The sequence below is a fragment of the Coleofasciculaceae cyanobacterium genome (assembly GCA_036703275.1).
GTDB lineage: Bacteria > Cyanobacteriota > Cyanobacteriia > Cyanobacteriales > Xenococcaceae > Waterburya.
Genome location: DATNPK010000096.1, coordinates 252,699 through 272,128 on the forward strand (window position 1 = coordinate 252,699; position 19,430 = coordinate 272,128).

Below are 19,430 nucleotides of genomic sequence, written 5' to 3' on the forward strand. Positions count from 1 at the left end.
TAACTATTAGTATTTATACTGTTGACAAATTGGTAAGTACGAATATCGAGTCTAACAGGTAAAAATTAATGAATAACTACACTCTAAGAAGCAACGCTATAAAAACCAAAAATAGATTGCTAGGCAAAATTAAAAATACGAAGCAGAACCTAAATTATCTCAAAGATTTAGAGTCCTGGGGAAGCCTAGAAATTATCAACTCAAATGATGTCTATATTGAATACACCCTGAACTAAACATTAAAATTACATACATTAAAAAACTGCCTTGTACATACAAGGCAGTTTTTTGCGTTTTTCTGGGATTATTCGTTTGAGCAAGTCATCTGGTTTGATTTAAAAGTAATTTTAAATTAAGTAATTTTTAAAACCTTTGAACGAACGTGTTGGAAAATAACAATTTGGATTCAAATAACTGGAAAGCGATTGAACTTCGTCCAGGCAAAGCGATCGCAATTTGTAACTTAAATTTGTCACTTATTTTATTTTCAACATAATCAGAAAATACGGGGGACTTAAAAGACAAAACTAGGTTAATCAATTTTATTTGCCTGCATGGTAAATCATTTAACTTTTTAATCTACTGGGAGAAGGGAATAACTGAAAATGAACCACGGATAACTGCTATCGTTGTTTAAACGATACGGCAATAAGTAAATCTCTTTTATGGCTAATTTTTTATTGGAAGTAGGGACAGAAGAATTACCCGCAGATTTTGTTAGTAGTGCGATCGCGCAATGGCAGACTAAAATCCCTAGCAGCTTATCCCAGGAGTTTTTAAACCCCGCAGTAATCGAATATTATGCGACTCCCCGCCGTTTAGCCGTGTTAATAAAAGATATCTCCGAGCGGCAAGTAGACCGAGAAGAAGAAATAAAAGGTCCTCCTGTGAGAGCAGCATTTAAGGATGGGCAACCCACCAAAGCCGCCGAAGGATTCGTTCGTAAGCAGGGAGTAAATTTAGCAGATTTAGAAATTCGCGATACTCCCAAAGGAGAGTTTGTCTTTGTTCAAAAACAAATTAAAGGTCGTAAGACAAGAGAAATTTTACAGGAATTATGTCCTCAGTGGATTACTGGATTAGAAGGTAAACGCTTTATGCGCTGGGGAGATGGAGATTTGCGTTTTCCTCGTCCGATTCGGTGGCTAGTAGCGTTATGGGATAGTGAAGTTTTGCCTCTGGAATTAATTAATGGTTCAGAGAGGATCGCGAGCGATCGCACTAGTCGCGGACATCGTGTTTTACATCCTAATACAGTAACCATTACTCAAGCCACAGACTATGTAGAGACTATGCGCTCTGCGGCTGTAGAAGTGGATTCTACAGCCAGAAAAGAAAAGATCAAAGCAGGTGTTTTGGCTGAAGCTCAAAGTATTGGCGCAAAAGCGCAGATTTACCCCGATTTACTCGAAGAAGTAGTAGATTTAGTAGAATATCCCACCGCAGTAACAGGTGAGTTTGAAGCAAATTTTTTGAGATTACCGACAGAGGTAATTACTACTGTAATGGTTAGCCATCAGCGTTACTTTCCCGTACATCAAGAGGGTGACGAGGGTACATTATTACCTAACTTTATTACTATTTCTAACGGCGATCCAAACCAAAAACAAGTCATTGCCGAAGGAAACGGTAGGGTCATTCGCGCTAGGTTGGCAGATGCTCAGTTCTTTTATCAGGCAGACTGTGATGAACATCTCGATACTTATCTGCCTCAGTTAGAAACAGTTACTTTTCAAGAAGATTTAGGCTCAATGCGGGATAAGGTCGATCGCATTATTGATATGGCGAAAACTATCGCCGAACAGCTAGGAGTTGATGAAGAACAACAAAACGAAATTGAAAGCACCGCCCTTTTGTGTAAAGCCGATTTGGTAACACAAATGGTTTATGAGTTTCCCGAACTACAGGGAGTAATGGGAGAAAAATATGCGGTTGTAAGTGGCGAGTCCCCTACAGTGGCTAAAGGAATTTTTGAACATTATTTGCCTAGAGGCGCAGATGATTTGATGCCGACAACTCTAAATGGTCAGGTAGTCGGTTTAGCCGATCGCTTGGACACTTTAATCGGAATCTTTGGTTTGGGTATGATTCCGACTGGCTCGTCAGATCCTTTTGCCCTGCGCCGTGCAGCAAACGGGGTGGTTAACATTACTTGGTCAGCAAATCTACCAATTAATCTGAATCAATTACTCGAACAGGGTGCAGCAGATTTTGTGTCAGCACATTCAGATTGCGAGTCGCCAATAGCAGCTTTACAAGAGTTCTTTATCCAGCGCCTTAGAACTTTACTAGACGAAAAGAATATTGATTACGATCTAGTCAATGCGGTGGTGGGCGACAACGATTGTGAATACACCGTAAGAGCTTTAGCAGATTTATTAGATATTCGCGATCGCGCTTTATTCCTACAAGAGACACGCGACAGCGGCAAGCTCAACGAAATCTATGAAACGATTAATCGTTCGGCACGTTTGGCAGCTCAAGGTGATTTGAATACTCAAGCTTTAGATCCTCAAGACCTAATTAATCCTGAGTTATTCGAGCAGTCTTGTGAACGAGCTTTTTATCAAGCACTAATGGAACTATTACCGCAAACAGAAGCTTCCCAACAAGAACGTAATTATCAATCTTTAATTGATGGGTTAGCAAAAATTGCTCCTGTAGTCAGTAACTTTTTTGACGGAGAAAATAGCGTCTTGGTTATGGCAGAAAATCCCGATGTCAAGCGCAATAGGTTAAATCTTTTGGGTTTGCTACGAAATCATGCCAGAATTCTAGCGGATTTTGGCGCGATAGTCAAAGGGTAGATAATTATTGATTACTGACTCGACTACCTCCTATGCTCGGTAGCTGCTGTAATTGCACTCCTTTGGCTTTAATAAAAGCTTGCCAATCTTGTTCTAAAGCTAGACTTTGAGGGTTGCTTTGATAAAGTCTCAGCAGCTGATCGATCGCATCATACCAAATATGATGATTGCCATAAGTAAGGTGAAGATTTAGTGAGTTTTGCTGTAGTTCTAAATATAGTTTGGAAGTCAAAGAAATTCGCTCGATCCAACCTTGAACATATTGAGTAGAAGCAACTTGAGAGTCACAGTATACTTTTACATACCAGCGATACCATTGACCAATTTTTAATGCAGGTTCCTTTTCTGGTAAAGCAAAGTTTTTATATTCTGGTTTGGCGTTTAACTTTGGCGAGCGCCAAATATCTTCTCTAGCTTCATTTTGAAGGACAAATTCCATCTGATTTATTTGTTGGTCAGTATCAGGCAAATAGACCCAAAAACTAGGGTGTGCTGCAACAGTTTTCCCGGAGTGAGATACAGGTATTACCGCTTCCAGGGGTTTGGCAGCATTAGCACAGCTACCTCGGCTTTCCCCCGCAGTTTGCTGTCCTGGACGACCCAGTATTCTGAGAAGTCTAGATCTTCACTATTATCACTACTATCTCTCTTCGCAGTCTGGGGATTTTTCCGCTTGGATAGAGATGCGGATGCAGCTTGCTGTTCGTTAGTTTAATTTGCGCTAACACAAAGACAGGGAAACAGCAAACAGGTAATGATTATGGTCAAGTTACTTCTCATTTTTAGCTCATTTATTTCCCTAACAGCCTGCAATTCTAAATTTGTATCTGTAATTATTTATCTGACTAAGATTCAATGTTAAATGAATTACATATTAGTATGGGGAAATTAGTCAATTTTGGCTATTTTATTTAGTTACTACTGAACTCCACTGCCTAAAACAAACAGGCTAATTAAAGTTCCACTGTTCCAAAGACAGTGAAGCAACATAGGAGCTAAAAGATTGCGCGATCGCGTATAAACTACACCTAATACTATACCTAGCGTCGCTAGAGGCAAGACTTCCGATAAACTCAAATGAGCGATCGCAAAAATAAACCCGCTCATAACAATTGCACCGCTAACCGAGATGTAGCGAGTTAATGAGGGTAACAGAAAACCCCGAAACATAATCTCTTCAAAAACTGGGGCTGCGATCGATGCAGTACCAAAAAATACCGCCAGCGCTACCTTATCCTGTGCTTGTAAAGCTAGAAACAACAAAGGATTACTTCCTCCTTGTCCCTGCCAAATCTGCTGATTAATTAGAGATACTAACAACACCAAGGGAATAGCAACTAAATAACCGCCCAAACCCCACACAAACCAATTAGATTTGAGTTTAAATTTAAACCAATCTTCGGGCAGGGGCAAAAATGATTTAATTGAAAAATATAAGACTGAAATACCTCCTACAGCCATCAAGATATAAGTACCTAAAACATATAAAGCTTTAATTCTTAAAGGCGAGTTAACTGGATTAATCTGCAAAATAGCTAACAACAAAGGCAAAACAAATTGACTAATAAAGAAAAAGCCTACAATTAAAACTTGCCAGGTTATTTCCCAATTCCAAGGCGTTTTCCAGGTAATACTACTATTAGTTGCAATAATTGCCTGTTCTGGCTTAACCAATCTTTGAATAATTAAAGAGACAAGTATAATTACCCCAGCTATCCCACCAAATACAGGAATGCCACTAATTAAAGCTAGTTTTAATACTGAGTTACTGGCAACTTTTAACTCTTGTTCCTGAAGCAAAGTCAAATCTTTACTCAGCTGATTAACTTGATTAAATTTAGCTAGAGCTTGATACCGAAACCAGCTATCTAAGTTATTAGTAATTGTTGCCACACTATATTCCGCTTCTGGTGTCTTCCCCTGCCATAGCTGCTTGAGAACTGTAGCCGTCTGTACGTAACGATTTTGAGGATCATCGAGCCGATTAATTTGCTCATCCCAAATTGCAATAGCTGATTCAGGTTTACCCTGCACCGCGGTCAAAAGTCCCTGTTTTAGAGTTAATTCATTAAGAAACTGCTCTAATTCGGCAATTTGAGCTTTTAACTGTTTTTTCTGAGCAACATTTACCTGGGATTTATCTGCTACTTCGGAAATACCTAATTCCGAGTTGTTCAACTGCTCTAGCTGTGATTTAAACTGATCGCGACTGATTATCGATTCGGTAAGAACTTGCTGATACTTTTTAAGCGCAGCCGAATAAGGATCTTCACCAACCAAAGAACTAACTGCACCGTTTAGATCGAAATCATCTGTAGGATTAGATTTAAACTCTGCTACGTGGAGAACTAGATTAGTTTGATATAGCTCTAGGCGACTTTGAATTTGAGGTTGAGACAGACTGTTTTTTAAAGAAAAGCTAATTTGAGCGATCGCCAAGATAGTCAGTAAAGCTAAAATTGCTCGTTTTATCGTCATCAGGATAGAAATTAGTAATAAGGCTATTGGGCATTATCTCTTTTCCTTGAATAGTTATCAATGTTTTAACAGCTATAAGCTCTAAGCTAACCAATCAAATAATCAGAGTAAGAGTATATTTGCCCAATTGTGGATACAATAACTGAGGTGAATTTATTAAGAGGGTTAGAAGGTTGGCTACTCGCGCGATCGTCGTTCGTCATGGACAAAGCAACTATAATGCACAAAAGATAATTCAGGGTCGTTGTGATAAATCTGTTTTAACTGACCGAGGAATTGCCGATGCGCAACAGGTAGGAAAGGCTTTAAGTGAACTCAAAATTGATGCCTTTTATTGTAGTCCCCTACAGCGAGCCAAACAAACAGCAGAGACGATTTATCATAGTTTAACTAATCCTCCTGCTTTGCAACCCACGGAGCAACTAATGGAGATCGATCTCCGTCTGTGGTCAGAGATGAAAAAAGAGGAAGTAATCTCTAAGTTTGCCGATGATTATCGCTCCTGGAAAGAGCGTCCCCAAGACTTCAAAATGATTATCGAAGGAAGAGAATATTATCCTGTTCGTTCTCTTTATCAGCAGGCACAAGATTTCTGGCGTGAAACCATTATCAAACATCAAGATGCAACAATCTTGATTACCGCTCATAATGGCATTAATCGCTGCTTAATTATGAGTGCGATTGGTATTGACATCGATCGCTATCACGACATTCAACAATCTAACTGCTGCATCAATATTCTTAACTTCACGGGCGGTTTTGGCGATCCTGTGCAGCTAGAATCCCTCAATCAAACTTCCCATTTGGGTATTCCGATTCCTCCAGTTCGCCCATTCCATTCTGGGCCGCGTCTGCTGCTGGTGCGCCACGGAGAGACCAATTGGAACAAAGAATCGCGCTTCCAAGGGATTAGGGATATTGCGCTCAATGATAACGGGCGATCGCAAGGAAGAAAAGCAGGTACGTTTCTCCAGAATGTCCCAATTGACTTTGCCGTCTCCAGCTCGATGCTGCGTCCCAAAGAAACCGCAGAAATTATTCTCGAACAACATCCTGGTGTCTCATTGGCAACAACTCCAGAATTAATTGAAATTTGTCATGGTTTGTGGGAGGGAATGTTAGAAGCAGAAATCCAAGCCGACTATCCCGAACTACTTCAGCAGTGGAAAGATCGACCAGAAACAGTACAAATGCCCGAAGGAGAAAATTTACAGCAAGTTTGGGATAGAGGAGTTGCCGCCTGGAATAAGATTGTCGCAGCTCATAGCCACGCTGACACACCCCAAACAGGATTGGTAGTGGCCCATGATGCCATCAATAAAGTAATTCTTTGCTATTTATTAGGTCTAAAACCAGATAACTTTTGGAACATTAAGCAAGGCAATGGTGCAGTCAGCGTCATTGACTATCCTAACGGTGCATCAGGCAAACCTGTACTGCAAGCGATCAATCTTACTACTCACTTAGGCGGTGGCAGCATTATCGATAAAACCGCAGCAGGAGCTTTATGAACTACCTTCATTTTAATTAGGGTAGTTCACTTAATCCGCGTATAAACAAGCCCGATTTCTCCCCTGTGCTTTTGCTTCATACAGTGCTTTGTCAGCCAGAGCAATTAGTAATTCAGGACTAGATTCAGAAGAAGGAATTAAACTATGTATTCCTAAGCTGAGCGTAATATAATCGCTAACCAGAGATTTTTGATGGGTAACGTGTAATTTTTCAACGTTAACCGCAATCTTGTTAGCTATCTTCAAAGCCTCTGCTCCATCGACATTTGGTAAAATAATGCCAAATTCCTCTCCTCCATATCGAGCTACTAATCCTTGAGTCGATTCGATGATGAACTCAATCGTTAGAGCAACCTGCTGGAGACAATAATCCCCGATGGGATGACCATAGGTATCGTTATAGAACTTAAAATAATCAATGTCACACAAAATGAGAGACAGTGGAGCTTGCTCTTGCCGAAGCTTTTGCCACTCTTGAATTAGATAATTATCAAACCGACGACGATTAGCTATCTGAGTCAGACTATCGAGTACACTAAGCTTTTCTAGTTCCCTGTTTGCCAGACTTAATGCTGCTTGTGCCTTTTGCCGATCGCAAATTTCGCTGTGTAGCTGAGACTCTACCAGGTCAGCGTGTTCGGTGGTATTATCTAGTACTATCTCTAGGTCGGCTTTTTCTAATTTTAATTCTTTTAACTCTTGACGCAGCTGTTCGATCATAAATATGAGTTGCTCTTGGGCTATTTGTTCATCCAAGAGCGATCGATAATCTTCAGGCTCTACTTTGGGCTGATCGGCAAGATCTGTCGCGATAATATTTTCCAATATTTCTTTATCTAACGGTTTGGACAAATAATATCCCTGACCATATTCGCATTTTAGAGCCTTCAACTGAGCTAGCTGATCTACGGTTTCAATACCTTCAGCAATAGTATCCATGTCCAGGTTACGAGCTAAAGCAACGATCGCGCGAACAATACCTAATTTTTCAAGATTATCGCCGACGCTATTAACAAAAGAACGGTCAATTTTGAGAGTATCAAAAGGAAATTGATGTAAATAGCTCAAAGAAGAATAACCAGTGCCAAAATCATCCAAAGAAAACTCGATACCCAAAGATTTCAGCTCTTTGAGCATGAGAATAGTATTCTGAGTATCTTCTACTAAAGAACTTTCGGTAATCTCCAGTTTTAAATTATGTGGATCTAATTTAGTCTCCCGCAAAATTTGTTTGATTTGAGCTACAAAATTGGGTAAACCTAACTGTTTACTAGAAATATTAACGCTAACTTTCCAATCAAGTAAACCCCTAAATTTAACTTGCCAGCTACACATTTGTTTGCAGGCTTCTGTCAAAACCCAAAAACCTAGAGGAATAATTAATCCTGTTTCTTCTGCTAGAGGAATAAATTCACCTGGAGAGACTATTCCTTTTTCAGGATGTCGCCAACGTACTAATACTTCAAATCCTTTAATTTTATTAGTGCTTAAAGAAATAATAGGTTGATAGTGCAGCATGAATTCTTCACGTTTGATTGCCCTTCTCAAGTCATTTTCTAGCTGTAGTAAAGTCAGAGCTTTACCACGCATCGATTGATCGAAAATCTGATAGTGAGATTTATTTTGTCTTTTAGCATCAGATACAGCTAACTCAGCATCTCTGAGGAGATTTTCTGGTTTGCTATATTCTTTGTTGCCGACTGCAATACCGATACTTGCTTCAACAAAAACTTCATATGACTCAAGATTAAAAGGTATGCTTAATTCGCGATAAATTCTTTCAGCAACGTTGGTTGCATAATTCAAATGTTCAACATTACTCAATAAAATAACAAATTCATCGTTACCCATACGAGCAATAAAATCGTGCGATCGCAGACAGTTTTGCAATCTTTCAGCAATAGCAATTAATAGGTGATCGCCTAAGATTCTGCCCAAACTACTGTTGATTATTTTAAACCGATTTACATCAACAAAAAGAATCACAAATTTATAACCTAACCGTTGCTGGCAAAAGCTAATTTCTTGTTCGATATACTCTAGCAGTAAATTATAATTAGGTAAGCCAGTTAATTGATCGTAACTAATAGTTGTAGTTAGAGATTCAGGCTGTAAAACTTCAAATTTTTGAGCATAGGTAGGCTTAACTTTAGGCTCTCGAATAGCTAACAATTTGTGTTGATTTAATTCCTGCCAAAATTCATCCGATACGTCTTGCCGACTTAGCCACACTTCCATCTCTTTAAATTGCCATTCGTCAATTGAAGCCAGCGTAAAAGGAAGTTCTTCTAGCTTAAAAAACATAACTTGCAGTGGCGCATCTTGGATTATGTCGCGAATCCAATCTCCAATTAAAGAAATATTTAGGCGATCGCCAAATATTTGTTCGGCTGCATGATTTAAAAATAGACAGTTTTTTTTGGTATCAAAAACAATAGCTGCATCGCAAATATTTTGAATCAGTGGTATTGAGGTAGAGGATAAATTAGCTTCCGTTAACTGAGCTACTTCTCCTAGTTTAAATTGCATTTCGTAGAACATCTAATTAACTATAGCTATCAGCTAACGTATATTTTTGGTCTAAAAGCTAATCAAATTTAAGACGATCAATCTACTGAGCTTAAACTTCTAGAATATAATCTAAAATATTTAATTCAATTAATTAACGCGGTATTCACAAATTAAAAGAAAAATAGCATTATCGCTGTGATTTAGATCAGAAGCGGGGATTCCCAATTGTTATCAATTCAACACCATAGAATAAGTTCACAATGGCTCGACAAAATCTTTATCTTGCGATCTTTATTTCTGAGGCAAATTTGGGAATCATATGAATAGACTGTTTAGTTTGAATTTTAAGATCGCATTGGTTCAAATAACCTATCCCTCTTTTAGCAAGATCAAAATATTGATCGAGCTATTAGCGACAACTATGACTGACGCCAAGAAATTAAAATTGTGGTTTTTTGCTTGAGGTTGCTAGCTACTTTGTTATATCGCTCGAATCTAGGGACTATAGCTTATTCAAAGTATTTTCCCAGTTTATTTATAACCATTTTCTATGACCACTGATAGTAAATCTGAGTTATCTCTCATCTCTCGCCTGCGCCAGGAACTAGGTATGCCAATTAATGCCATAATTGGCTATAGCGAAATAATTATCGAAGAAATAGAAGAGATCGATCGCGATGTTGAATATCTTGGTGAATTAGAGCAGATTCGAGAGTGTGGAATTGAATTATTAGCCTCAATTAATAGTTTTTTCGATCCAGCAAAGTTGTCTAATAGCCAGCTAAACTTTCAACAAATTATTAGTAATTCAAAATTAAGAACAGAGTTAGAAAAATCAACTCAACTAGTTATTAATAATTGTCGGCAATTAGTTCCCTTAATCGAGGAAGATTTTGCAGTTGAGCTAGAGAAAATCAATAGTGCAGCTAATCAACTTTTACAAGAAATCAACTCTTTAACTGAGATTGTGCCTCACTCAGCCAATATTTCTCAAGCGGCAGATTCCGAAACTGAAGTGGTGATGGATACGAGTTCACTATCGGTTGCCGATCTTGCAGCATCATACACTATTTTAATCGTGGACGATAGCATCACCAATCGAGAGTTACTGGCAAATCAGGTAGAAGCGCAGGGTTATAAGGCAGTTACGGCTGCGGACGGCAAACAAGCCATACAAATGATTCAGACAGGAGCTTATGACTTAATTCTCTTAGACATTATCATGCCAGAGATCGATGGTTATCAAGTCCTACAATGGATTCATAATAGTCCTTGGCAATATATCCCTACTATTATGATTTCGGCTTTAGATCAGATAGATAGCGTTGTTAAATGCATCAACATGGGAGCAGCAGACTATCTGACAAAACCATTTAATTTCATATTGCTAAAAGCTAGATTAGGAGCGTGTTTAGAACAGAAAAGATTGAGAGATCAAGAATCTTCTTATATCAAAAAGCTAGCCAAGGCGAATCAAAAAATTAGCAAGCTTAACAATCGCCTTCAGGCTGAAAATACTCGACTCAGTACCGAGTTAGAAATTACTCAGCGTTTACAAACGATGTTGCTTCCTAAGGAAAAGGAACTTAACCAAATCAAAGTTTTAGAAATTGCGGGATTTACTGAACCTGCGGCTGAAGTTGGAGGAGACTATTATGATGTTTTTCAGCATCAGGGACGAGTCATAATTGGCATTGGTGATGTGTCGGGACATGGCTTAGAAAGTGGAGTGCTGATGCTGATGCTACAGACTGCGGTACGGACTCTAATCGAGAATAACGAAACTAATCCCAAGCAATTTTTTGAAGTGCTTAATCGTACTATCTACAAAAACGTGCAGCGCATGGATTCTGATAAAAATCTTACCTTATCCTTGGTTGATTACTGCGATGGCGTTCTCAGTGTCAGTGGTCAACATGAAGAAATATTAATTGTACGTGCTGGCGGAGTAATTGAAAGAATAGACACCGTAGATTTGGGGTTTCCGATTGGCTTAGAAGAAACAATTGAAGATTTTGTGTTTCAAGCGCAAATTCCGCTACAGCAGAATGAGGTAGTAGTACTCTATACCGATGGTATTACCGAGGCAGAGAATCGTTTAGGGGTACATTATGGTTTGAAGCAGCTATGTACGGTGGTTCAGCAAAATTGGCAACAGTCAGCACAGAACATTCGGCAGGCAGTTATTCAAGATTTGCGATCGCATATTGGTGTAGAACCACTTTATGACGATATTACCTTAGTTGTCTTTAAACGAAAATAACTTTACTCAAAAACCCCAAATATTATTTAACTAATACATTAACTAACTATATGAATGCCAGTAATATTGCTCTCGAACAAATATTAGGCGACTTCATTCAAAAATTACCCCCTAGCCAAGAATATTTAATCCTCAGTTTTTCTCCTGGCTCAATGCCTCTGCGCCAAAGATGGCGCAACAATTGTTTGTCGGCTGATTTTTTAGCCGATTATTTGAGTACCTTTTTTCTGGGTAACGATAATCAGCAGCCAGATACACAAAAACAGGCAGAAGTTAAAAGTGCCGTTGGCTATATTGCTAATGAACTGTTAGAAAATGGGATGAAATATTGCGTAGAAACATCTCCTTTCCCCATTAGTATTCAAATTCATTTGAATCCAAACCGCATTGTTTTTCAATTAACCAACAGTATTACTATCCAGCAAACACAACAGTTTCAAAATAAAATTAAAACTTTGCTCAATAGCGATCCTAGTGAACTATATTTGGCTCAATTAGAACATAATGCTTTAGAAGAGAACCATGGAGAATCTAACTTGGGTCTGCTAACCATGCTTAATGATTATGGTGCTAAGCTAGGCTGGAAATTTGAACCATTGTCTCAAAAATCTGCGGAGATAGCCGTCACGACAATGGTGCAGCTTGCCATTTAATTTTTATTTTTTCAAGGCTAAGATGGCTAATTGGGAACAATTATTTAGTCTTAATCATCGGCAATAAAGAGTCGTAATCTATGATCGTTAGTTAATACATCGGAATACTCATTTTTTAAGACCGCCATGGAGATTAAAACCGAGAATTATCAAGTTAGATATGATGAGACATCTCACAACATTGTTTTCGATGGTTCTCTACGTCTTAATGGCAGCGCAGAATACGCCTCAATTTTTGAGTTGCTTAATAACGTTGTTCAACAAGAACCAGAAAAAATTGTTTTAAATCTCAAAGAATTAAGTTTTCTAAATAGTTCGGGAATTAGCATTTTGTCCAAATTTGTGATCAACGTGCGCAAGCGTAAAAATATTCAGATGGTTGTAGTCGGCGCGAAAAAGAACCCCTGGCAGGGTAAATCTTTAAAGAATTTACAACGGCTAATGCCTTCTTTGAAGCTGGAGTTGGAATAATTAATCAGTAACAAGTCAGAGATTACCGTTGGTAAAGAGAGAGAAGCATAAAGAACCACAAACTATTTGCTTTTTGAACGCGATTTAGATTAAAAATAGACAAAAGATGGAACTGAAATATTGTATTCATCTTCTGTCTATGGAGATAATTATGTTCTCGGCAGCTTTAAGTTCGTTTGGCTTTTTGGGGTGGCAGTTTGATATTTTTGGCTAAACCCAAGAAAGATAAAGTCTGAATCATGATCCAGGTTAAGTCAATTTCCCACCATTCCAGACCATGACGCGCAGAGTATTGAAAAGCATGATGATTGTTATGCCAGCCTTCGCCAAAAGTGAGTAATGCTACCCACCAGCAGTTAAGGGAAGTGTCATAAGATTCATAGCTTTTGTAACCAAATTTGTGTGTTGCACTGTTAACAAACCAAGTGCAGTGGAAGACCACGACTAAGCGGACAAAAACCCCCCAAATTACCAATGGTAGTCCACCCCAGTAATAAAACAACAGCGCCAGGGCAAGCTGTATAGGGATCATGCCATGCTGACAAAATAAATAAAAGCGATCGCTTGATATGTCTTTAGTATAGCGAGCAATTTTTTCGTTGGCTGGATTTTGACATAACATCCAGCCGAGATGACTCCAGTAAAATCCCTTGAGGGAATTGTGGGGGTCAGATTCGGTATCCGAATATTGATGATGAATACGATGTAATCCAATCCAATCTAAAGGGCCACCTTGACCAGCAAGAGTGCCACAAAAAATTAAACAATATTCGACTAGCTTGGGTACTTGAAAACTACGATGGGAAACTAGACGATGAAATCCCAAAGTAATTCCGATTCCTGCCGTGATTATATAAAGTATCAACGCTACCCCTAGCGCACTCCAATTAAAATTACTAGGAATTAGAGCAAATAAGGCTACAAAATGAATTATAGCCATATAAATAATAGTTCCCCAGGCAGGAGGAATTTTTTTAGATGTCGCAACTGTCATTTAAAAACCTAAACTTCAACTCTATGTCATTGTGTATGGTGTAATTAAATACATCATCCAATAAGTAGAAGGCAGAAAGCAAAAATATCTTAATGTTACCTGCCATCTTTCTCAAATATTGTGCAATGCAATTGTTCGAGATTGTTAGTCAACGTTACACCGCCTTCCGCGGTCAGAAATTGCCGATACCGAGATAAACTGCAAAAGCGTTTTTTGGTCGACAACTGAAAACATAACTAAGTATTAAATCAAAAATATGAAAACTAATCATCTGCTATTAGAAGCAGAAAAAGCACTAATACCGATTTTTTCTGGTATTGACACTCAGGTCAAGCAAAATCTTAAAAAAGTTTTGACCGCTTTTTACGATCGCCGAGTTGGAGTACAGCATTTTAACAGCGTTAGTGGTTATGGACATGACGATTTGGGACGAGAAACCTTAGACAAAGTGTTTGCTCAAATTATGCAGTGTGAGGCCGCTGCGGTGAGGGTACAGTTTGTTTCAGGGACTCATGCGATCGCCTGTGCCTTATATGGAGTTTTGCGTCCAGGTGATGAGATGTTGGCTGTGGCTGGCGCACCTTACGATACCTTAGAGGAGGTAATTGGCCTGCGGGGTAATAATCAAGGTTCTTTAAAAGATTTTCACATCGATTATCGTCAGCTAGATTTGACGCAGAAAGGAACTATTGATTGGCAAGCATTGGTCAGTGCAGTAACTAGCAAAACTCGTTTGGTCTTGATTCAACGTTCCTGTGGTTATTCTTGGCGGCAGAGTTTGTCTATTGAAGATATTAAAAGAATTGTCGAGCTAGTTAAGCAACAAAACCCGAATACGGTTTGTTTTGTGGATAATTGTTATGGAGAATTTGTTAGCAATTTAGAACCAACTGCGGTTGGGGTAGATCTGATGGCGGGTTCATTAATCAAAAATCCTGGAGGAACGATTGTTAGCGCAGGAGGATATATCGCAGGCAAGGCAGAATTAGTTGAAGCAGCAGCCTGTCGCTTGACTGCACCAGGCATTGGCAGCAGCGGTGGAGCAACTTTTGACCAAAACCGCCTAATGTTTCAGGGATTGTTCCTAGCACCACAAATGGTAGGAGAAGCAATTAAAGGTAGCCATCTGATTGCCTACGTGTTTGAACAGTTAGGATATCCTGTTAATCCTCTACCGTTAGAAACACGGCAGGATATTATTCAAGCAGTACAGTTAGGTTCACCTCAAAAGCTGATTGCTTTTTGTCGGGCAATTCAACAGCATTCCCCTGTAGATTCTTATGTAGAACCCGTTCCTGGAGCAATGCCTGGATATGAAAGTCAATTAGTCATGGCAGGAGGCACTTTTGTCGATGGCAGCACCTCAGAGTTTTCGGCGGATGGACCACTGCGCGAGCCTTATATCGCTTTTTGTCAGGGAGGAACACACTGGACACATATTGCGATCGCTCTCGAAGCAGCAATTGATGCAGTTGTCGATTAATCTAATCGAGAAATTAAAAACCGATCTAATTGACCATCTTCTCTGATTGTTGAGCAAATAGCCCTAACATTGGTCCTAATATTGCGCCTGCGACGAATCCACCTGCATGAGCCCAATATGCCACCCCACCGCTTTCCATACCCACGCTGGCGGTAACCTCAAAAGAGGCAACGCCGTTTAACGCCTGTTCCACAAACCAGAATCCCAGAAAGTAAACTGCGGGTATTCTAAAGATCGGAAAAAAGAACCCTAAAGGTACAAGGGTAACGATTCTTGCCTGGGGAAACTTAAGTATATATGCTCCCATAACTCCAGCGATCGCTCCACTTGCGCCCAAAGAGGGTACGTCAGACATTGCCGAAAAAAACCACTGCGCCATCACTGCAAAAGCACCACAGGAAAGATAGAAAAGTAAAAATTTGACTCTACCTAGCTGTTCTTCGATATTATTGCCGAAGATCCACAAAAAAAGCATATTAAACGCGATATGAGTAAATCCTGCATGAAGAAACTGGGAACTGATTGGAGTTACTGTTTCGGGAATGCTTTGATGTAGATTAACTCCACTGAAGCTGGCGGTTAATTCCTTTGGTACAACGGCAAATAAATGAAAAAAAATATCTAACTGTGTGGAATTTAAGTTTAGTTCGTAAACAAAAACCAATACGTTAATTGCAATTAAAATATAGGTAACATAGGGAGTAATTTTAATCGGATTTTCGTCTTTTAAAGGAACCATGTTTTTAAGAGCGGAAGAATGAAGAATATGGTTTCGTGCTGTTAAATCTTGTTTGAGCCAAGTCACAGATTGCACCGCCCCATCGAAGGAAACCTCCGACATATGGACGGAGCAAGAAGGTGGAGTACCGTTCACCAGCATTACTCCAGATTTTATTAAACTGACTTTTTTGTCATCTATCAAATGATGGGTTACGTCAGTTGAAAAATTATGCAGACGGACAAACAACATCTACACTAACCAGTTTGAGTTTATATTTTTCAACGACAAAGCTCACTTAGAAGTAATTTCCACAGTGCTTATAATTTGTTTTCGCAAGAAAATAGAACAATAGTAATTAGTTGTTTTATCACCTATATAAATATTGCTATTTTTACAGAAATTTAGGTTGCATCTGTTTAGAGTAAAGCGATCGCTCTTCTGAAAAAAATTGAGACTCTGAAATACTTTATTTAACTTTTGACTTTTCCTCTTCCCGCAGGATATCCGAAGGTGTATGCTTTAGCACAACGTGACTTTAGCTCCTTCAAAGCTTGGTAACTCAATCTGTTGGACGGGTAGATCTTCATAAAAAACTGTGTTTAAGAATTGACTAATGCAGTTAAGTCTCGCTTTTTTCTTATCATCAGCCTCCACCACATTCCCAGGAGATTTAGGAATATCTGTAGCAGCAAACATATCATCTTTAGCTCCGGAGTAGTCTACCCATTTTTCCCTGGCTTTTAAATCCATCGGGCTGATTTTCTAGCGTTTTGTCGGATCGTTGATTCGATCTTGAAACCGTTTTTCCTGTTCGCGATCCGAAGGCTACACCCATTCGGGTGCGAAGCTAGTCCTTTAGGGCAAGCGCTTGGAGCGTAATCGCTTGGTGTTCCTAAAGCCACAACTTTATAAACACGGGGATTTAAACATTCACTAATACGCTTGATTGTTCCGCCTTTACCTGCTGCTCTACCTTCAAAGATAACTACAACTTTTGGCGTTGCATCCGGGCGGGATGATTTAAACAAGAATGTTGTCAAAATGAAGATAGTGAAGGAGAAGTTTGATTAATGCTCGAAGCATCTCTTCTGACTTGAACGAAGTTAATTCATATAAAGCGTAAAATAGAGGTAAATTAGCAGGATTTAGAATTGCGATGTTAAGTCAGCTTTTTCCAGTCAGCAAAGACAAGTGGCAGCCGATAGTAAAACAGCTTGAAAATATAGTTAGCAAAGATGGAGTGATCCAGCGAAAAGAAGAACTATTGACCTATGAGTGTGATGGTTTGGCTAGTTATCGTCAACGTCCTGCTTTAGTAGTTTTACCTCGTACTACAGAAGAAGTTGCTGCTATAGTTAAAGTCTGCCACGATAACGAACTACCTTGGGTTGCTAGAGGTGCGGGGACGGGTTTGTCTGGGGGAGCATTGCCTAACCGAGATGGCGTATTGATCGTTACGGCGAGGATGAATCGAATTTTACACCAAGATCTTAATAATCACTATATTACTGTCCAGCCAGGAGTAATCAATAATTGGGTGACTCAAGCAGTTAGTGGTGCTGGTTTTTACTATGCTCCAGATCCCTCTAGTCAGATCATTTGTTCTATTGGCGGCAATGTAGCGGAAAATTCTGGAGGAGTTCACTGTCTGAAATATGGTGTGACTACCAATCACGTCTTAAGCTTGAAAATAGTCACCACTGATGGTTCGATTGTTGATGTGGGGGGCATAATTCCTGAGATGCCTGGATATGACTTAACAGGTTTATTTGTTGGCTCAGAGGGAACGCTGGGTATCGCTACTGAGATTACGCTGCGCATTCTCAAACGTCCCGAATCAGTATGTGTCGTGTTGGCAAATTTCCCTACCGTCGAAGATTCTGGAGCCGCCGTAGCCGATATTATCAGCGCGGGAATTATCCCTGCGGGGATGGAAATTATGGATAATCTCAGCATTAATGCGGTCGAAGATATTGTAGCTACAGGCTGTTATGACCGTAAGGCAGAGGCTGTATTGCTTGTAGAGTTAGATGGCTTAAAAGTAGAGGTCAAAGCATATAAACAAAGAATTGAAGCTATTTGTCGGCAGAACAATGCTGCTGGTATTACTACCGCCAATGATATTGATACCCGCGCCAAACTTTGGCAAGGAAGAAAAGCTGCCTTTGCTGCTGCCGGACATATAAGCCCCGACTATTTTGTCCAAGATGGAGTAATTCCTCGTACTAAGCTGGCAGAAGTATTGAAAGAAATAACTGCTTTGAGCGATCGTTATGGCTATAAAATTGCTAATGTCTTTCATGCTGGAGATGGCAATCTTCATCCTCTAATTCTTTATGATAATTCTGTACCAGGAGCATTTGAGACGGTTGAAGAAATTGGCGGTGAGATACTGAAGCTTTGTGTTGATGCGGGAGGAAGTTTATCTGGAGAACATGGTATTGGCGCAGATAAAAATTGCTATATGCCCTATATGTTTAACGCGATCGATTTAGAAACCATGCAGTATGTTCGCACTGCCTTGAACCAGAAAGGACTAGCCAATCCAGACAAGATTTTTCCGACTCCTCGTAGTTGCGGTGAAGCAGCCAACGCACAGAAGATGCAGCAGTTTGAAAATGCCGAACTATATTAAAGTCAGACCCCCACGGGACGTGGGGGATGAAAGCGAGGGCAATAACTTAACAATTTAGATATCAAATCTTTAAAAAAAAACACCTAGATCATTGTATTATAAGAGTCGTTTAAATTTTCTCAGTGGGAGTCTCTTTAATTCCAGCGGTTGTGAATGGCTCTTGGTAGCTGAACCCTAGAACCGGAAAGTCTGCATCACTAGACAAAAAAGTAGGGTAGAGAAAACCTCGTAAAACATAGCCCATTCAAAAGTCACCCAGTCACCCAGTCTCCGACGGCGGGAGCGTCAATAACTGATTTGGCTCTAAATTGAAGCAGATCGTCTTTTAAGGTGATCGGGACTTTGACTACTTTTTTGCCCGCTACCTGAAATTTGTCTGTTAGGTCGCTTAAATCGGGGTCGTTAAAATGCCTCATGTCCTGTAAATTAGACCAGCGATGGCTCTTATCTAAAACAACCAGTGAACCTCTTGCTTCATCACAGTCATGAAAAGGAATCGAGGCAGTTAACAGGTTCTGGGAACTGCAAGTACCCTAGTAAGCGCGATCGCTCTTACCAGCCAACAGTAGTATTAATTTTAGCTTCCGTTTTGAGCGAGGGTTTGTAAACTAGCTGATCGTCTAAAATTTGAAGTTTAAAGGATTACTCGACCAGGTTATAGCCCAGACGCGATCAAAAGCCTTGAGACAATCATTACAGGTAGAGACTCCACAAGCCATAGCATCTACCTGCCAGTTTAGACCCTGGAAATGTGCTGCAAGAAATAGAAATCCTCTCAGCGCATCAGAAACAGTAGTAACTATATAATATTTTATGAGTCATGTTTTTAACACAGAAGAGAATTCTGGCAACATACTAAAAAGTTACTTGGCAAGAGAGACTATTTAAGAAAATTGCGATTGT

At 39.6% G+C, this 19,430-nt stretch carries 15 protein-coding genes; 8 read left to right on the forward strand and 7 right to left on the reverse strand.

Annotated features, from left to right (window positions below):
- Positions 1 to 665: 665 nt before the first annotated feature.
- Positions 666 to 2,807 (forward strand): glycine--tRNA ligase subunit beta, encoded by a 2,142-nt coding sequence (gene glyS, locus V6C71_20425; GenBank protein ID HEY9770823.1) that lies wholly within the window; start codon positions 666 to 668, stop codon positions 2,805 to 2,807.
- A 4-nt stretch (positions 2,808 to 2,811) separates the two neighbouring features.
- On the opposite strand, the gene V6C71_20430 is transcribed toward glyS, so the two are convergent.
- Entirely contained in the window at positions 2,812 to 3,414 is a 603-nt protein-coding gene (locus V6C71_20430; GenBank protein ID HEY9770824.1) for a DUF928 domain-containing protein, read from the reverse strand.
- On the opposite strand from V6C71_20430, the gene V6C71_20435 reads away from it, so the two are divergent.
- Entirely contained in the window at positions 3,350 to 3,517 is a 168-nt protein-coding gene (locus V6C71_20435) for a hypothetical protein (protein HEY9770825.1), read from the forward strand. The genes V6C71_20430 and V6C71_20435 overlap by 65 nt on opposite strands.
- A 208-nt stretch (positions 3,518 to 3,725) precedes the next feature.
- Here V6C71_20435 and V6C71_20440 read toward each other — a convergent pair whose 3' ends face one another.
- Positions 3,726 to 5,285, reverse strand: coding sequence for a CPBP family glutamic-type intramembrane protease (locus V6C71_20440; GenBank protein HEY9770826.1), 1,560 nt, complete (start codon positions 5,283 to 5,285; stop codon positions 3,726 to 3,728).
- 173 nt (positions 5,286 to 5,458) lie between these two features.
- Between V6C71_20440 and V6C71_20445 the strand changes: the two genes are divergently transcribed.
- Positions 5,459 to 6,796: a histidine phosphatase family protein gene (locus tag V6C71_20445; GenBank protein HEY9770827.1), complete on the forward strand. Its 1,338-nt coding sequence runs from the start codon at positions 5,459 to 5,461 to the stop codon at positions 6,794 to 6,796.
- 30 nt (positions 6,797 to 6,826) lie between these two features.
- Here V6C71_20445 and V6C71_20450 read toward each other — a convergent pair whose 3' ends face one another.
- Positions 6,827 to 9,325 (reverse strand): diguanylate cyclase, encoded by a 2,499-nt coding sequence (locus tag V6C71_20450; protein HEY9770828.1) that lies wholly within the window; start codon positions 9,323 to 9,325, stop codon positions 6,827 to 6,829.
- 532 nt (positions 9,326 to 9,857) lie between these two features.
- Between V6C71_20450 and V6C71_20455 the strand changes: the two genes are divergently transcribed.
- The 3 genes from V6C71_20455 (at position 9,858) to V6C71_20465 (ending at position 12,694) form a co-directional block, all read left to right on the forward strand.
- Positions 9,858 to 11,570 (forward strand): SpoIIE family protein phosphatase, encoded by a 1,713-nt coding sequence (locus V6C71_20455; protein HEY9770829.1) that lies wholly within the window; start codon positions 9,858 to 9,860, stop codon positions 11,568 to 11,570.
- 50 nt (positions 11,571 to 11,620) lie between these two features.
- Entirely contained in the window at positions 11,621 to 12,223 is a 603-nt protein-coding gene (locus tag V6C71_20460; protein HEY9770830.1) for a DUF6272 family protein, read from the forward strand.
- 126 nt (positions 12,224 to 12,349) lie between these two features.
- Complete coding sequence (locus tag V6C71_20465; GenBank protein HEY9770831.1) at positions 12,350 to 12,694, forward strand: STAS domain-containing protein; 345 nt, start codon at positions 12,350 to 12,352, stop codon at positions 12,692 to 12,694.
- Positions 12,695 to 12,860: 166 nt separating this feature from the next.
- Here the strand turns inward: V6C71_20465 and V6C71_20470 are convergent, their stop codons facing one another.
- Positions 12,861 to 13,688 carry a fatty acid desaturase gene (locus V6C71_20470; GenBank protein ID HEY9770832.1) on the reverse strand — a complete coding sequence of 276 codons (828 nt, stop codon included), beginning with the start codon at positions 13,686 to 13,688 and terminating at the stop codon, positions 12,861 to 12,863.
- A gap of 256 nt (positions 13,689 to 13,944) precedes the next feature.
- Here V6C71_20470 and V6C71_20475 point away from each other — a divergent pair, with 256 nt between their 5' ends.
- The gene (locus tag V6C71_20475; GenBank protein HEY9770833.1) at positions 13,945 to 15,171 is read left to right on the forward strand and encodes a methionine gamma-lyase family protein; all 1,227 of its coding nucleotides are present in this window, start codon (positions 13,945 to 13,947) and stop codon (positions 15,169 to 15,171) included.
- A gap of 25 nt (positions 15,172 to 15,196) precedes the next feature.
- On the opposite strand, the gene V6C71_20480 is transcribed toward V6C71_20475, so the two are convergent.
- Together V6C71_20480 and V6C71_20485 are read right to left on the reverse strand one after the other, a co-directional pair.
- A complete protein-coding gene (locus V6C71_20480) occupies positions 15,197 to 16,045 on the reverse strand; it encodes a rhomboid family intramembrane serine protease (protein HEY9770834.1) in 849 nt (282 codons plus the stop codon).
- A 366-nt stretch (positions 16,046 to 16,411) separates the two neighbouring features.
- Entirely contained in the window at positions 16,412 to 16,642 is a 231-nt protein-coding gene (locus V6C71_20485) for a hypothetical protein (GenBank protein ID HEY9770835.1), read from the reverse strand.
- Between the two features lie 406 nt (positions 16,643 to 17,048).
- On the opposite strand from V6C71_20485, the gene glcD reads away from it, so the two are divergent.
- Positions 17,049 to 18,527 carry a glycolate oxidase subunit GlcD gene (glcD, locus tag V6C71_20490; GenBank protein HEY9770836.1) on the forward strand — a complete coding sequence of 493 codons (1,479 nt, stop codon included), beginning with the start codon at positions 17,049 to 17,051 and terminating at the stop codon, positions 18,525 to 18,527.
- Positions 18,528 to 18,778: 251 nt separating this feature from the next.
- Here glcD and V6C71_20495 read toward each other — a convergent pair whose 3' ends face one another.
- The gene (locus tag V6C71_20495) at positions 18,779 to 18,943 is read right to left on the reverse strand and encodes a hypothetical protein (GenBank protein HEY9770837.1); all 165 of its coding nucleotides are present in this window, start codon (positions 18,941 to 18,943) and stop codon (positions 18,779 to 18,781) included.
- Between the last annotated feature and the right edge of the window lie 487 nt (positions 18,944 to 19,430).

What these genes read in the sequence shown, in the direction of transcription:
- V6C71_20485 (HEY9770835.1), bottom strand. Translation starts at nt 16,642, where the DNA reads ATGGATTTAAAAGCCAGGGAAAAATGGGTAGACTACTCCGGAGCTAAA.
- glcD (HEY9770836.1), top strand. Translation starts at nt 17,049, where the DNA reads ATGTTAAGTCAGCTTTTTCCAGTCAGCAAAGACAAGTGGCAGCCGATA.
- V6C71_20450 (HEY9770828.1), bottom strand. Translation starts at nt 9,325, where the DNA reads ATGCAATTTAAACTAGGAGAAGTAGCTCAGTTAACGGAAGCTAATTTA.
- V6C71_20440 (HEY9770826.1), bottom strand. Translation starts at nt 5,285, where the DNA reads ATGACGATAAAACGAGCAATTTTAGCTTTACTGACTATCTTGGCGATC.
- V6C71_20495 (HEY9770837.1), bottom strand. Translation starts at nt 18,943, where the DNA reads ATGAGGCATTTTAACGACCCCGATTTAAGCGACCTAACAGACAAATTT.
- V6C71_20470 (HEY9770832.1), bottom strand. Translation starts at nt 13,688, where the DNA reads ATGACAGTTGCGACATCTAAAAAAATTCCTCCTGCCTGGGGAACTATT.
- V6C71_20455 (HEY9770829.1), top strand. Translation starts at nt 9,858, where the DNA reads ATGACCACTGATAGTAAATCTGAGTTATCTCTCATCTCTCGCCTGCGC.
- glyS (HEY9770823.1), top strand. Translation starts at nt 666, where the DNA reads ATGGCTAATTTTTTATTGGAAGTAGGGACAGAAGAATTACCCGCAGAT.
- V6C71_20460 (HEY9770830.1), top strand. Translation starts at nt 11,621, where the DNA reads ATGAATGCCAGTAATATTGCTCTCGAACAAATATTAGGCGACTTCATT.
- V6C71_20465 (HEY9770831.1), top strand. Translation starts at nt 12,350, where the DNA reads ATGGAGATTAAAACCGAGAATTATCAAGTTAGATATGATGAGACATCT.
- V6C71_20475 (HEY9770833.1), top strand. Translation starts at nt 13,945, where the DNA reads ATGAAAACTAATCATCTGCTATTAGAAGCAGAAAAAGCACTAATACCG.